At 56.6% G+C, this 14,146-nt stretch carries 14 protein-coding genes; 10 read left to right on the forward strand and 4 right to left on the reverse strand.

Features of this window, described 5'->3' with window-relative positions:
* Positions 1 to 11 precede the first annotated feature (11 nt).
* Positions 12 to 500, reverse strand: coding sequence for a molybdopterin-dependent oxidoreductase (locus ACRBB0_RS16925; protein ID WP_431375628.1), 489 nt, complete (start codon positions 498 to 500; stop codon positions 12 to 14).
* 102 nt (positions 501 to 602) lie between these two features.
* On the reverse strand, positions 603 to 2,012 hold the full coding sequence (locus tag ACRBB0_RS16930) for a WecB/TagA/CpsF family glycosyltransferase (protein ID WP_431375629.1): 1,410 nt from the start codon (positions 2,010 to 2,012) through the stop codon (positions 603 to 605).
* A 248-nt stretch (positions 2,013 to 2,260) separates the two neighbouring features.
* Between ACRBB0_RS16930 and ACRBB0_RS16935 the strand changes: the two genes are divergently transcribed.
* The 10 genes from ACRBB0_RS16935 to ACRBB0_RS16980 all read left to right on the forward strand — a co-directional run bounded on the left by ACRBB0_RS16935 (position 2,261) and on the right by ACRBB0_RS16980 (position 12,782).
* Positions 2,261 to 2,875: a response regulator transcription factor gene (locus tag ACRBB0_RS16935; RefSeq protein WP_431375630.1), complete on the forward strand. Its 615-nt coding sequence runs from the start codon at positions 2,261 to 2,263 to the stop codon at positions 2,873 to 2,875.
* A 124-nt stretch (positions 2,876 to 2,999) separates the two neighbouring features.
* Complete coding sequence (locus tag ACRBB0_RS16940; protein ID WP_431375631.1) at positions 3,000 to 4,487, forward strand: hypothetical protein; 1,488 nt, start codon at positions 3,000 to 3,002, stop codon at positions 4,485 to 4,487.
* The gene (locus tag ACRBB0_RS16945) at positions 4,487 to 5,752 is read left to right on the forward strand and encodes an O-antigen ligase domain-containing protein (protein WP_431375815.1); all 1,266 of its coding nucleotides are present in this window, start codon (positions 4,487 to 4,489) and stop codon (positions 5,750 to 5,752) included. Before ACRBB0_RS16940 ends, ACRBB0_RS16945 begins: the two co-directional genes overlap by 1 nt.
* A gap of 879 nt (positions 5,753 to 6,631) precedes the next feature.
* A complete protein-coding gene (locus ACRBB0_RS16950; protein WP_431375816.1) occupies positions 6,632 to 7,081 on the forward strand; it encodes a c-type cytochrome in 450 nt (149 codons plus the stop codon).
* 12 nt (positions 7,082 to 7,093) lie between these two features.
* The gene (locus ACRBB0_RS16955; RefSeq protein ID WP_431375632.1) at positions 7,094 to 8,461 is read left to right on the forward strand and encodes a cbb3-type cytochrome c oxidase subunit I; all 1,368 of its coding nucleotides are present in this window, start codon (positions 7,094 to 7,096) and stop codon (positions 8,459 to 8,461) included.
* Positions 8,462 to 8,478: 17 nt separating this feature from the next.
* Positions 8,479 to 9,288 carry a CbbQ/NirQ/NorQ/GpvN family protein gene (locus tag ACRBB0_RS16960; RefSeq protein ID WP_431375633.1) on the forward strand — a complete coding sequence of 270 codons (810 nt, stop codon included), beginning with the start codon at positions 8,479 to 8,481 and terminating at the stop codon, positions 9,286 to 9,288.
* 8 nt (positions 9,289 to 9,296) lie between these two features.
* Positions 9,297 to 11,267, forward strand: coding sequence for a nitric oxide reductase activation protein NorD (locus tag ACRBB0_RS16965; RefSeq protein ID WP_431375634.1), 1,971 nt, complete (start codon positions 9,297 to 9,299; stop codon positions 11,265 to 11,267).
* On the forward strand, positions 11,264 to 11,830 hold the full coding sequence (locus tag ACRBB0_RS16970) for a cytochrome c oxidase subunit 3 (protein ID WP_431375635.1): 567 nt from the start codon (positions 11,264 to 11,266) through the stop codon (positions 11,828 to 11,830). The genes ACRBB0_RS16965 and ACRBB0_RS16970 overlap by 4 nt, the downstream gene beginning before the upstream one ends.
* 11 nt (positions 11,831 to 11,841) lie before the next feature.
* On the forward strand, positions 11,842 to 12,087 hold the full coding sequence (locus ACRBB0_RS16975) for a cytochrome C oxidase subunit IV family protein (protein WP_431375636.1): 246 nt from the start codon (positions 11,842 to 11,844) through the stop codon (positions 12,085 to 12,087).
* Between the two features lie 14 nt (positions 12,088 to 12,101).
* Positions 12,102 to 12,782, forward strand: a complete 681-nt coding sequence (locus tag ACRBB0_RS16980) for an NnrU family protein (protein ID WP_431375637.1) — start codon at positions 12,102 to 12,104, stop codon at positions 12,780 to 12,782.
* A 13-nt stretch (positions 12,783 to 12,795) separates the two neighbouring features.
* On the opposite strand, the gene ACRBB0_RS16985 is transcribed toward ACRBB0_RS16980, so the two are convergent.
* Positions 12,796 to 13,359, reverse strand: a complete 564-nt coding sequence (locus ACRBB0_RS16985; protein WP_431375638.1) for a DUF4202 domain-containing protein — start codon at positions 13,357 to 13,359, stop codon at positions 12,796 to 12,798.
* Positions 13,356 to 14,057, reverse strand: coding sequence for a Crp/Fnr family transcriptional regulator (locus tag ACRBB0_RS16990; protein ID WP_431375639.1), 702 nt, complete (start codon positions 14,055 to 14,057; stop codon positions 13,356 to 13,358). Before ACRBB0_RS16990 ends, ACRBB0_RS16985 begins: the two co-directional genes overlap by 4 nt.
* Positions 14,058 to 14,146: the final 89 nt, after the last annotated feature.

The following is a 14,146-nucleotide window of genomic DNA, read 5'->3' on the forward strand; positions in this document are numbered from 1 at the left end:
AATACGTGGTTTCAGTCTACCACATCCAAGCTCTTCAATTGCCAAATGCTCTGGGAATAAACAGTTTCCGTTCTAAACGCGGCATCCATGTCATAGGGAAAGACAATCCAAAGCGGGCCTTTTCCACGTCGCGGGATCGTTTTACCATCCATGCGAAAGGCCACGATCGGGGCGGTTTGGCTCAAGGATGCTATGGGAATGTCGACGGCATAATCATTGGCGGCCCGAGCTCTGATAAACCCTTGTTCAATCCCAAAAGAGCTCAAAAGCCGTGACAGGGCCACACCGCTAAATTCTGATACGCCTGAGGTCCAGATGGTTGATGTTTTAAACGTTGTCTGAGTCAAGGATTGTAGTTCAGCCAAGGTGACCGCAACAGGTTCAGAAGATGCATCTTTCTGGATAAACAAGACGGGCTCGCTCCCGCTTTGGTCCGCAACGGCCACAAACGGCGCAAAAGCCATGATTACAGCGACAAGAACAGTCAGCAATTTCGTCACGATGTGTCTCCTATCAGTCTGACCCAAGCATGCGCAAAAAGACCGCCACCCGGTATGGCTATTCCGGGTGGTGTCCTATCCGTTCGGATTAGAGGGCGGGGTTTAATACGCGCCTTGCCGCAACAGAACCGCGCGAAAGGTCAATGCCAGCAACATCAGATCAAGCCAGATTGAACGCGCTTTGATATAGGCCAGATCAAGGTCGATCATCTTGTCAAAGCCAATATCGGCCCGGCCCGACACCTGCCACAACCCCGTGATTCCCGGCTTGGCCAGCAACCGCCCGAGGGCGTGTTCTGGATAGGCCTCGACCTCACCGGGGAGTGCGGGACGCGGGCCAACAAGTGACATATCCCCCTTTAAAACATTGAGAATCTGTGGGATTTCATCAAGCGACCATTTCCGCAAGAACATTCCAACACGGGTGATCCGGGGGTCTTGGCGTGACTTAAAGCATAGGCCTTCCCGATCTGACATGGCCAGGATATCAGCCCGCCGGGTTTCCGCATCCAAATGCATCGTCCTGAACTTAAAGAGTTTGAACTCGGCACCGAACTCACCAACTCTTGTTTGCGAAAACACGGCCGGCCCGCGACTATCCATCCGTATGGCCAGCGCAATGAGACAAAGGATGGGCGACAGCAGAACGATACAAGCACTTGCCAAGACCACGTCGAGCATCCGTTTCTCGATTGTGCCTGCTGCAAGCCCTTTGATCGCATGCACGGATGCCCGTCCCAAAAAGGTGGCGTTGCCAATCAGGTAACGCCGCGCCATGCGTTTGGGTTCGCAACACAGCCGGTACAGCCATTCGGCACGGGCTTTGCGGATCGGTTCTGGCGCACGCGGCACCATACCGGACACAAAATCAAAGAGCGCCCCGACCCCTATAACGAGACGAGCCTCCAGTTGATCGCGATGCTGATCAATCCACAGCTCTTGAAGGGGAACACCCTTGGCGACAAGCACAATATCGGCACCAGAGGCGTTGATGTGCGCAACCGTCTGGCGATTGTTGGCGGATTGCGCATAGCCATCCAGAATCCCTGCAACCCGCAACCCCGGACAGCTGACCATCAGCTTGTCCGCTGCCGCTTGGGCGACACCCGCGCGCGCGCCAAACAGAAAGACCGACAGACCGCGCCGTCCTGCCTCTTGCAAAAGCTCGGGCACCAAATCTGTTCCGTTCAGGTTGGTTGTGACCTGATCCCCACACATCTTGGCGGCCATTTCTACGCCGATACCATCGGGGAACACATAGTCCGCCCGCGCAAGCGCCTGAGCATAAGTCCTGTGCCGCGCCCGTATGTTTGCGCAATGCGCATTGAGGAAAAACACCGTGTTCCTCTGCCCGTTCAGACATTGCGCAATGGCCCCCTGCGTTGTCCCATCCCACAAGGGTTGGTCTAACACGGACAGGGCCTTGTTCAGCGTTGAAGTTGCGGTCGTTTTGCTCAATTGTTCGATAGGCGTCGCGCCCACGTCAAATTCCGCGTTTGATGAATGCTGCACGGTTGATCCTCCCCCATGAAGTGTGTGGGATCAGCATGACAAACAGTGGACATTTTCCCAAAGGCGCAGGGGGATGCCCCAAGGGACATGCGGTTTGCGACAGTGAAAAACAGGGTAAAGATTTCGTAAAGGCCCCGCAGACCTATCCGAACGGATGGGCGCATAGTTCTGAATAGAACACCATGACCATTGTCGCAGCCAAACGGGCAGTGTCTAATCATCCTGACCCGTGTTGATGGAGTAGACCAGTGAAACTTTTACTTGCCGATGACCATGATTTGGTGCGCGACACCTTGGTTGCATATGTCGAATCCACAGGCGACATTGACGTCGATGCCGTGGCGAATTTTGATCAGGCTTTTGAGCGCATCAAATCCGGTGTGGCCTATGATCTGGTGCTCTTGGATTACAAAATGCCCAAGATGAATGGTCTTGAGGGGCTTCATCGCATTCTGGCCTTACAAAATCCCCCACGCGTTGCGCTGATTTCAGGCGATGCCACCCGCGAGGTTGCCGAAGCGGCTCTTGAGGCCGGGGCCGCCGGGTTTGTTCCCAAAACACTGGCCGCGCAATCGCTGATCAACGCCATACGGTTTATGGCCATGGGCGAACAATACGCCCCAATAGATTTCATGACCGCACCGGAGGCACCGCCCACACATCCCTTGGCGGACAAGCTCACGCAACGGGAACTCCAGGTGTTAGAGGGGCTGACTAAGGGTCAATCCAACAAGGAAATCGCGCGGGATTTGGATTTGGCCGAACCGACAATCAAGCTGCATGTCAAAACCCTGTACCGCAAGATTGATGTCAACAATCGCACCCAAGCCGCGTTGGTCGCGCGCGAAGCAGGATTGTTCTAAGGTCTGGCCCCTAGGACATATCCAATCGGGTAGAGGACCAATCCCAATCCCCGCGCCCCCTGCCCCGGTGGGTCGGAGCGCAAGCCCGATTGGAAGCGTAAACTCATAAGCAAGGAGAGTGCTTATGAGTTTTCAAAACCCCAAATTTTTAGCCGCAACCACGACAGACGCCGCCCCGTTCGAGACCAATGACAAGGTCAATAATAAGGGCATCAGATCATGGGCGCGGCGCGGCAAGCGTTGGATTTACACAAAAACCCGACGCAATATGCGCTATCTATCTCTGCTCGGCATGGGGCTGGTGGCAGTTTGGGTGCCCAGTCTTGGCTATCTCGCCACCGCGACACCGCGATTCACCTCGCAGTTTTCATTGATCTTGCCCGGTGCTGGTAGCTCGACCTCTGTGAACCTCAATAAATTCGGACAAGCCTCCTCCTATGCCAATTCTGCGTTTTCCAATGGGTCAATCAGCCCAACGGAAACCTATAAACGGTTGATTGTTGCCGACCGGATTTTGAATGCTGCGGCCATAGGCGAACAGGTCAGTCCCGATGATTTCGGTCGCCCAAAAATCAAACTCGTCGATCAAACCAACCTGATCCATGTCGAACTCTCCGCCGATGCGGCCCCCGCAGCCCAGTCCCGTGCTCGCGCGTTATTGGCCTCGTTTTTTGCCGAGATCGACGCTTTGCGGCACGACGAAATCATTCAACGTCAAGCCGGCGGTGAAGACGCAATCGCCGATTACGTCACCTCGGTTCGGGCCAACAGAACGTCTATCTCAGACCTGCGCGAAGACAGCGGATTGATGTCCGCCGATCAATTCAAGGGGCGGGTTGCAGCGCTCGAAATCTTGTCGGAACGCCTGCAATCATTGAATGGCAAGGTCGCGTCACAGGCATCTCGTGTAGCCGATCTTGAAACAGCGCTCCAGATATCGGCCTTGCACGCGGCCGCGACTTTGAAACTGTTTTCCGACGAAGAATACCGGGTTGCCTTGGCTGAATTGGCCGAGAATGCCGCCGTACTAACGGCCGCCCAATCGCATTTCGGACCCCGCCACCCCCAGCGGCAAGCCGCCCAAAGGGCCCACGAAACTGCCCAAAACGCCGTTCTGACATTGGCCGCATCGGTGACTGGATTTTCGATGTCAGAGGTTCGCACCCTTGATCGAGCCCCTGACGGCGCGCGGGCCGAATTGCTATCCGAATTGGTGCGTGATCATGCCACCCTCGAGGCGCTGCGCAAAGAAGCCGCCACCCTGTCCGCACAGCATCACAAAGACGCTGCCGACATTCAGCGTCTGGAACCCGTGGCATCAGAACTTGAGGACCGGCATCGCGATTTTGCCGTGGCCGAAGCGGTGTTTGCCTCAGCCATAGCCCGGTCGCAATCGTCCAAAACGGATATCTATGCCTCTTACCCTTTGGTTCAGGTGCTCGAGGATCCAAACCTCCCAACGCGCCCGTCTTCTCCCAAAAGAAAACTGGTTTTGGCGGCGGCCATTGCCGCCAGTCTGATGCTGGCTATCGCGGCGGCCTTGGGTTGGTATCGCAAAGCCCTGATTGAGCGGGTTCTGGCCCGCCCGACCCCACCGGCGAAAACGCCGTGATCCGCCCCGAAACCTTGCCTGAACGCCTCGTGTTCTGGTCGCTTGTTGCGACCTGGCCGGTCTATTGCATTGGTGGGCTGTATGTTCTTGGGCCGGTGCTGGCATGGATCTTGGCGGGGTTTGCGATGCTATCGCTCTACCTTGGTCCTGCCATCCGTCTTGATTTGCGCGCCACCGGCCCGGTGCCTTGGCTGATTTGGGGGTGGGTTATTGGCATGGCTGTGATGCTGATCGCGCTCTGGGTGGGGCATCTGAATTGGGCAATGGGGATCAAAACAACCATCAAGTCTACCATCGGTTGGGCCAAGGGCTGGGCCTTGATGTGTCTGTTTCCTCTGGCCGGGGCTGTCCTGCCCTTGCGACGCCAAATCCTTGTGCGCGCTTATTGCATCCTAGGGGCTGTTACCTTGACCCTTGCGCCCCTCTTGTTGATTGCCCCATTCATCGGGCTTCCTGAACGGATTTTCACATCACCACTTAAAGCCGTTGGCGGGCCGGGGCCGGAATATTTCACCGTGTTCCTCTACACGATCGACCCCGGATCAGGCCAACCTCGCTGGCAGTTCTTTGCCCCCTGGTCGCCGTTCGCAGCCCTGCTTGGCGTCATAATGGTGTTGTTTGCTCTTGAGGAAAAAAACCGACGCTGGGCTATGGCCGGAGTTGCAGCCGGGGTGCTGATGATCCTGGCATCAAAATCCAGAATGGGGTTGGTTGGGCTGGTTTTCTGTACAACCCTCCCTCGGCTCGCACCGTTCATATTTCGCGGTTTTGCGTGGTCAGTGTTGGCAGGCCTGACCACTCTGGCTGGCCTGTTTGTCATACCGCTCCAGAACGCCATTTTTGGAACCCTTGATGCTTTCCGCTCGGCCCGTGCGGACAGCAGCCGCGTCCGGGCAACCCTGCAAAGGATCGCCTATGAGCGATGGCAAGAAGACGCGGTTTGGTTTGGGCATGGCCGGGTGCAACCCGGACCGCATCTCGTTGAATATATGCCGATTGGCAGCCACCACACTTGGTTTGGATTGCTTTTTGTCAAAGGCGTGGTCGGGGTCGCAGCCTTTGCGGTGCCCTTTGCCTGTCATGCACTGGTGACGGTTTATGATGCAGCCCAATCCCGGCGCGGTGCCTTGCCTTTGGGAATCCTGTTGACCTTGGTTTTACTATCTTTCGGGGAAAACCTGGAGATCCAAACCTATTTGATTTGGCCAGCACTGATCATGTTGGGAATTCATTGCCGAGAGATGCAGGCTCAAACACCTGCTTAACCCAAAAGACCGCGCCACTCTCGACCAAAGTATTTCTTCATCGCAGCCAGAGCACACGCCCTTCCCACCGCCTTTCAAAACTCAGCCTCGAAAGCACATCTATCCGGGTCCGCTTTGGGTCAATTCTGGCACTGACATCAAACAATCTTACCAAATAAACTGAAGCCCGTTGTGTGCCGCAACTGTGACCGGCCGGTTTTCCGATTGGCCAGCACATATAGCGCGGGCATCACGCTGCTCGGCGATCAAGGCAATCACATCTTTGCCGTCTTAACTCTTGCGAACGAATGCAATGAAGCCATCCGGGGACACAACATATAGGTTACTGCCCTCAGCGACCGGCAAGCATGATGATGGCGGTGCGCCGGAGCGACATTTTAGATGCGTTTGTTCAGGTCTATCTGATCAAGGTGCGGGGCTGTTTGGGACACCCTTCGTTGCCGTTCCGAACGACAACTTGCCCGCCCCAAAAGGCTTACACTGACGCGGCAATGGCCATCATCGGCCCCTTGCAGGCAATATTGCAACCTCAGTTACCGCCATCTGATGCTGCGTTGTTTGCAACCTGCGCGACGCAGACCTGCAACTTCCATTCGGCCTGATTTATGAGCCTAAAACCCCCGAAACCAGCGGGGGCAATCGGCCAAAAGGGTCACAGCTTCCGTCCGATCCAGTGATTGTAGCTGCGGCCAAACACAAGCGACGACCAGTAAGGCGCTGTATTCACCCTCAAAGATCCCGCTATAAAAATATATTTAAATCAAACACTTAATCGCAAAGACGTAAAACCAAGTGATCCGATTGACTATTGTTAAGGTGCGACTCGTCCCTAGCCGCGATTTTCTGACCACCAGAAAACTCAAGGGAAGGATCAGCGCGATGCGCGAAGTCATGACCAAGAGCATGGCCCGCAATATCTTCTACGGTGGGTCACTGTTCTTCATTATCATATTCCTGGCCCTTTCGGCCCACTCTCATCGGTACATCGTGACCACCTCCACCAATGAAGCAACGCTGACCGACAGCGTCAAACTGGGCAAGCACGTGTGGGAAAAACACGCCTGCATCAACTGCCACACGCTTCTGGGCGAAGGCGCCTATTTCGCGCCTGAATTGGTCAATGTGATGGAACGCTGGGGCGTGGAAGACGCGGAAGAAGGCTACGAAGTACTACGTGCCTGGATGGAAGCCATGCCCACGGGCATAGAAGGTCGCCGCCAGATGCCCAGTTTTGATTTGACCGAAGAAGAATATCGCGGCTTGGCCGATTTCTTCCTTTGGTCTCAGACCATTAACGCCCAAGACTGGCCCCCCAACGAGGCAGGCTAAGGAGATAGGGACATGAAATACAAATCTCAGAAAATTGCATTTGCCTACTTCATCGTTGCCATGGCGCTGTTCGCCGTTCAGGTCACGATGGGTTTGGTCTTGGGCTGGATCTATGTAGACGGGAATTTCCTGTCTGACCTGATCCCCTTCAATATCGGCCGTATGCTGCACACCAACTCTTTGGTTGTCTGGCTGCTGACCGGTTTCTTTGGGGCGGCCTACTTCTTGGTTCCCGAGGAATCCGAACAGGATATCCATTCGGAAAAACTCGCCTACCTTCAGCTGCTGATCCTTGTTGTCGGCACAGCCGGTGTGGTTGTCACCTATCTGTTCAATATCGCAGAAGGTAACTTCCTCTTTGGTAAAGAAGGCCGCGAATTTATCGAGCAACCCAAATGGGTCAAAGCCGGTATCGTCGTTGCGGCGCTGATCTTCCTCTACAACATTTCGATGACTGTTCTGAAGGGTAAGAAAACCGCCATCACCAACATCTTGCTGCTGGGCCTGTGGGGCATTGCCTTGCTGTTCCTCTTCAGCTTCTACAACCCATCCAACCTGGCGCTCGACAAAATGTACTGGTGGTACATCGTGCACCTTTGGGTCGAAGGCACCTGGGAACTTGTGATGGCCTCCATCCTTGCCTTCCTGATGCTGAAGCTCACCGGTGTGGACCGCGAAGTTGTTGAAAAATGGCTCTATGTTCTGGCTGCCTTGGCCCTGTTCTCGGGCATCCTAGGCACCGGTCACCACTACTTCTGGATCGGGACTCCCGGCTACTGGCAGTGGATCGGCTCAATCTTTAGCTCGCTCGAAATCGTTCCCTTCTTTGGCATGATGGCTTTTGCCTTTGTGATGGTTTGGAAAGGCCGCCGCGACCACCCCAACAAAGCAGCGCTGCTATGGTCCTTGGGCTGTGCGACACTGGCCTTCTTTGGCGCGGGTGTCTGGGGCTTTTTGCACACATTGCACGGTGTGAACTACTACACACACGGCACGCAGATCACCGCCGCCCATGGTCACCTCGCGTTCTTTGGGGCTTATGTTGCCCTGAACCTGGCGATCATCAGCTATGCAATGCCAATCCTGCGCGGACGTGATCCGTTCAACCAAGTGCTCAACATGTGCTCCTTCTGGCTGATGGCGGGTGGTATGACCTTCATGACCTTCACCCTAACCTTTGCCGGGACCGTTCAAACACACCTTCAACGTGTGAATGGCGAGGCGTTCATGGACGTTCAAGATCAACTCTGGGTCTTCTACGTGATGCGCTTTGGCTCGGGTATTGCGGTTGTTCTTGGTGCGGTTCTCTTCATCTACGCGGTTCTGAAGCCACGTAATGAAATTATCGAAGCGGGTGCCACAAGCGCCCCTGCGGAATGAAGGCTGGGATGACCACAATGGACGGAAATCCAACCAAGTTGGAGGGGGCGGCACAAGCCCCCTTCTATCTCCCGACTGGTGATGAATGTGAGATGTTCACAGCCGCCAGCCAAAACAATCTGCCGGTCCTGCTCAAAGGTCCGACAGGCTGCGGGAAAACTCGTTTTGTGGCCCATATGGCCGCCAAGCTGAACCGCAAGCTCTATACCGTGGCCTGCCACGATGACCTATCGGCCTCTGACCTGATTGGTCGCTACTTGCTTAAGGGCGGCGACACTGTCTGGGTGGATGGCCCGCTGACCCGCGCCGTACGCGAGGGCGCGATTTGCTACCTCGACGAGGTTGTTGAGGCCCGAAAAGATGTAACCGTTGTCCTTCATCCGCTGACCGATGACCGGCGCATTTTGCCGCTGGATCGCACCGGTGAAGAGATCGAAGCCACCCCCAGTTTTATGCTCGTGGCCAGCTATAACCCCGGCTACCAAAACATCCTGAAGACGCTGAAACCTTCGACGCGGCAACGCTTTGTATCGATGGCGTTCAACTTCCCAACGCCCGAATACGAAATCCCCGTAGTGGTCCGTGAATCCGGTCTGGACGAAGAACGCGTCAAACCCCTTGTCCGTCTCGCCAACAAACTGCGCGATCTCAAAGGGCAGGATCTTGAGGAAGGTGTCTCGACCCGTCTGGTGATCTATGCGGCGACGCTGATCGCCCAAGGCATGCCGGTTGAACGCGCCATTCTGGCTGCAATGATCGAACCGCTGTCGGATGACGCGGACGTGAAACGCGGGCTCCTCGACCTTGTCACTGCTATTTTCGGGTGAGGCCGGTGGTGAGCAAGGTCGAAATTGAGCCATGGGAACCCGAAGAAACTGTCGGGAAGCTATGGCACAATTATGCCAGTCGTCTGGACGCCCCTGTCGTCCACGAGGGAGCCCGCGTCGACCTTTCTGAGGTTGGCGGGCGACTGGCGGTCTTATTTCGTGGTCTGGGCGGCGATCCGTCGATCGAGCTCAAACCCGTGGGTGATGAGGTATCACATCATCGCCTGACGCTGCGCCGCAAGCTTGGCACATGGGCCGAAGCCGTGCCACGTGCCAGCTATGACGGCATGGCGCTGCGCATGCCCGAAAGCCTTGTGGTGTTTCCAGCCCGCGAGGCCAATGCCGCGTTGTATTTATGGCTGGCCGCAGCAGCGGCAGGTGCCGCCCAGGTCAACACTCCGACTGAGCAGGATGATCCCCTACGTGCAGATATGGCGGGATTGCGGGCTGTCTTGGATACGGTCGAGCAAGCGCTGGACATCGCGCCGGGCTTTGCCAAGCTCTATCGCGATCTGTGCGATGCGACGCTGTTCTTGCGCCGCACCCCCACCCTGCCCCCGGCTGAGGCTGGGATCGAGGCGGTTATTCGACGTATTCTCGGGTCTGATACGCCGCTGAACGAACGCGCCACTGCGATGTACGATGCCATAAAAGCCGGGGAGTATCACGAGTGGCAGGCCCCGCGTGGCTATTTGCCGTTCCGCCCTGTCGCGGTTTGGCCAGACCTGCGCCAATCGGACCGATCGGAATCCATGACCGTAGAGAACCCCGATACCGAGGGTGACACCGAACAAGGTGACAGCGAAGAAGGTCGCGCCCGCAAAGCGCGCCGCCGCAAGGCCGATGCGATTGACCGCCCCGACAGCTTTATTTTGCACAAGTTCGAAGCGATCCTGAGCTGGGCTGAGTTCATGAACATCAACCGCCGGGTTGAGGATGACGAAAACGACGACGCCAAGAAAGCCGCCGATGACCAAGAGGAAATCGGCCTCGGTCAGATCAAACAAGCCCCCGCGACCCGTTTGAAGCTGCACCTTGATTTGGCCCCCGAAGATGTCGACCGAGAGATGTTGTCGGCGGTGACCACCTACCCCGAATGGGATTGCCGAACCGGCACCTATATGCGCAATCATTGCCGGGTTTTGGCCTCACAGGCTGATGCCGGTGATGTCGACGTTTTCACCCATGATCCGCGTGCACAGGCCCGAATTCATGCCGTTCGACGCCAGTTCGAAGCGCTGCGCCCGGGCCGCGTGTCAACCCATGGCCACCCGGATGGAGATGAGCTGAACACCGAACGCACAGTGCGCGCCCATGTGGAGTTTTTGGCAACCGGTGTGTCGGATGATCGGGTCTGGAACCAAACCCGCGCCGAAAAGCGCGATTTAGCGGTGTCGATCCTGTTGGATGTGTCGCGCTCGACCGAAAGTGCGATCCCTGGCCATGGCCATGAGGGTCGCAGGGTTATTGATGTCGAGCGCGAGGCGCTGGCCGCCTTTGCCTGGGGGCTGGATGCCTGTGGCGATGATTTTGCGATCAACGCCTTTTCATCGCTGAAACGCGACCGGGTCTATGTGCGCAACGCCAAGAGCTTTGATGAGCCGATGACCAAACAGGTTGAAGGGCGGATTGGCGCGCTTCAACCTGGGTTTTACACGCGTTTGGGCGCGGCGCTGCGTCATGTCTCCAAGGATCTGAGCGATCAGCCGCGCAAACGCCGGTTGTTGCTCGTTATCACCGATGGCAAACCCAACGATCTGGACCATTACGAAGGTCGGCATGGCATCGAAGACAGCCGCATGGCCGTCCAAGAAGCCCGCCGCGCCGGGCATTCGGTCTATGGGATTGCGGTGGATCGGGATGGCAAAAGCTGGTTCCCACGTATCTTTGGCAAAGGCGGCTATTCCTTGATACCTGAACCGGACAAGCTCTTGCATGCCTTGCCAAAAATCTACCGGGAGCTGGTGGGCGCGGGATGAGCCAAAACATCGAACAACACGGTTCGGCACAGGGGATTGATGCCTTGCCCGGTGATTTGATGATGTGGATTTTGATCGTCTCGGAATTGTTGGTTTTTGGCGCAGGCCTTGCCGCGTTTATGGCTGTTCGCCTCACCGACCCCGCCGGGTTTGCCGAGGCGCAAACCCACCTCAACGCCGCCACAGCCGGGATCAACACGCTTGTCTTGGTCACTTCTGGCTGGTTGGCGGCGATGGCCGTGCGATCATCTGAGTTGGGCGACACACTACGCACCCGCTTGTTGTTAACAGCCGCCAGCGTCTTGGGCGTGGTCTTCTTGGTGATCAAATGGGCGGAATACGCCACCAAATCCGCCCAAGGCATTGATTTCGAAACCCATACCTTCTTTCTTTTTTACTATATGCTGACCGGGTTTCACGCCATGCATGTGATCGCTGGTATCGTCATTCTGGCCTTGATTGGTTGGAAAACCACGCCTCGCAACACCGAAGTGGGGGCCGCGTTTTGGCATATGGTTGATCTGGTCTGGGTCCTGCTCTTTCCGATCATTTACCTGCTATGAAACACCCCACCATGACCGCTACCACCGCTTGGCTCATCCTTATGGCCCTGTCGCTGATCAGCACCGTGCTCGCTTTTTTCGGCGCGGCCGGTGTGCTTGCCAGCCTTGCTATTCTGGCATTGGCTTGGATAAAAGCGCAGGTGATTTTGGGCGTCTATCTTGGCCTGCAATTGGCCCCCGATTGGGGGCGGGGCTTTGCCTTGGTTCTGGCGATTTACATGATCGTTATTATGGGCCTCGCAATCGCGGCGGGATAAGAGCAGGAGACCAAATGGCTTGGATCGAATTTGCTGTGGCGATGGCGTTTTTTATGGCGTCACATCGCATTCCATCGGCGTTGGGTCTCAAAGATCAGCTCACGGATCGGATCGGGGCACGCGGCTACACGGCGGTGTTTTCGATCCTCTCAACAGCGCTCTTGTTGTGGGTGATCTGGGCCGCCGGGCGTGCGCCAGTAATCACACTTTGGGATCAAACAACCGCCTCGCGATGGGCCGTCAATCTGGCGATGCCAGTTGTGATCGCATTGGCGGCGTTTGGGGTCGCTGCGCCCAACCCGTTTGCCTTTGAAGGGCGCGCGGGCGGGTTTGACCCTGAAAATCCCGGTGTCGCAGGTCTGACCCGTCAGCCCTTGCTCTGGGCGCTCGCGCTGTGGTCCGGGGCACATCTGTGGGCCAATGGCGATCTTGCCCATGTTATTTTGTTTGGAACCTTCGCGGTGTTTTCGATCCTCGGCATGAGCGTCGTCGAACGTCGTCGCGCGGGGCTTATGGGCGCGACCTGGGCGGTGCAAACCGCCCGCACAGGCCTCATCCCGCTTACCGCGCTGATACAGGGAAAGTGGCGGCCTGCAGGCCGACCATCCCTGCCCCGGCTGGCCATCGCCGTCGTGGCATGGGCCGTTGTATTTCGCCTGCATGAACGGGTGATTGGCGTGATACCAACCCCCTGAACTCTAACCTATTTTAGTCCTGAAACATGCCTACAAAGGGCTCGGGCAGGTCAAATTCAACCAAGACCCGCGCACGCCCTTCGGCGGACATCTTAGCCGCTGTCCGCTCAACAATGCGCGGTAAAGCTTCGGGTTTGAGTGAATCTGCAAAGGGTGAAAAATACCATTTCAGGAATACAAAACAGATCACATCCTCAAGCGCCTGTACTTCGGCGTCTTGTTTGATACCCTCTTTGCGCAACAGAACGCCAACACGTTCTTGGTCCGCCGCATTGTAACCGGCCTCGGCCATAAGACCGGCCACCCGTTCACCATGACGCCGGCCCTGCTCCTTGCGCCACGCATAGTAACCTGCGCGCCCTTCAGGAAAGTCCTTGCGCGGCAATTTCCAACGCTCCACATGCTGACCGCGACAGGCGATTTTCAACACATCCGACGCATCGGGAAACAACCGATCCACTTCAGAGCTCATCCGTTCGCCATACAAAAGCGCTTCTGGGCGGCCCTCGCTCTTGTTGGGATCGGCCTCGTTTGCGGCATCTACCAATGCCAACGCTGTCTTCAGATCACCGCTCATTTTTGTCCCCATGCATTGGCCGGATCCTCTTCGGCGTAGGTGCGCAACGCATCCAGGTCCGAAATCTCAGCCTTGTTTTGTTTGATTTTGACCCCGTGCGATTTGAGCGCCCCAAAGGCCCGGCTTAGGCTCTCGGGTTTCATCCCCAAGCGACCCGCAATCAGCACCTTGTCATACGGCAACGTCACTTCACAGCACCCATCCTCGCAATCGGCAAGTTCCAACAAGAACTCAGCCACCCGCTGGGCGCCGGTGCGCGCCTTGAGCGCTTCGACCTGCGCCACAAGACTGTGCAAATGCGCAAAGGTGGCCGACAAAATGGCGACGGCCATATCCGGATTTGAGCGAACAAGGTGCAAGAAATTCTCGGCTTCGATCCGAACCAATCGGCAATGTGTCACGGCCTCGGCAGACACGGGATAGGTGTCATGACGAAAGGCGACCGCCTCGCCGAAACTGCGGCCTTTGGTGAAAACGCCGACCACTGCCTCGGATCCGTTGCGGGCTATGCGGTACAACTTCACCCAGCCATCTAGAACGATATAGATCGCACTGGCGCGTTCGCCTTGCAAAAACACTGTCGCGCCACGATCAAATTCGCGCACCTGTGCCCGCTGCAACAGCAACTTTTGCGCCTCCGGCGTCAGCCCCCCCAACAACAGGGAGGACGAGACAATTTCAAGGTCGACTGGTTTCATGGCGGGCCTATCAGGCTTGCATACGTGCTGTTAAGCTATTGCCCATTGCGCGGGCGCTGTCGAGGGTTAGACCCGCCAATTCCCTGAGC

Source organism: Pelagimonas sp. (assembly GCF_050633425.1).
Lineage (GTDB): Bacteria > Pseudomonadota > Alphaproteobacteria > Rhodobacterales > Rhodobacteraceae > Pelagimonas.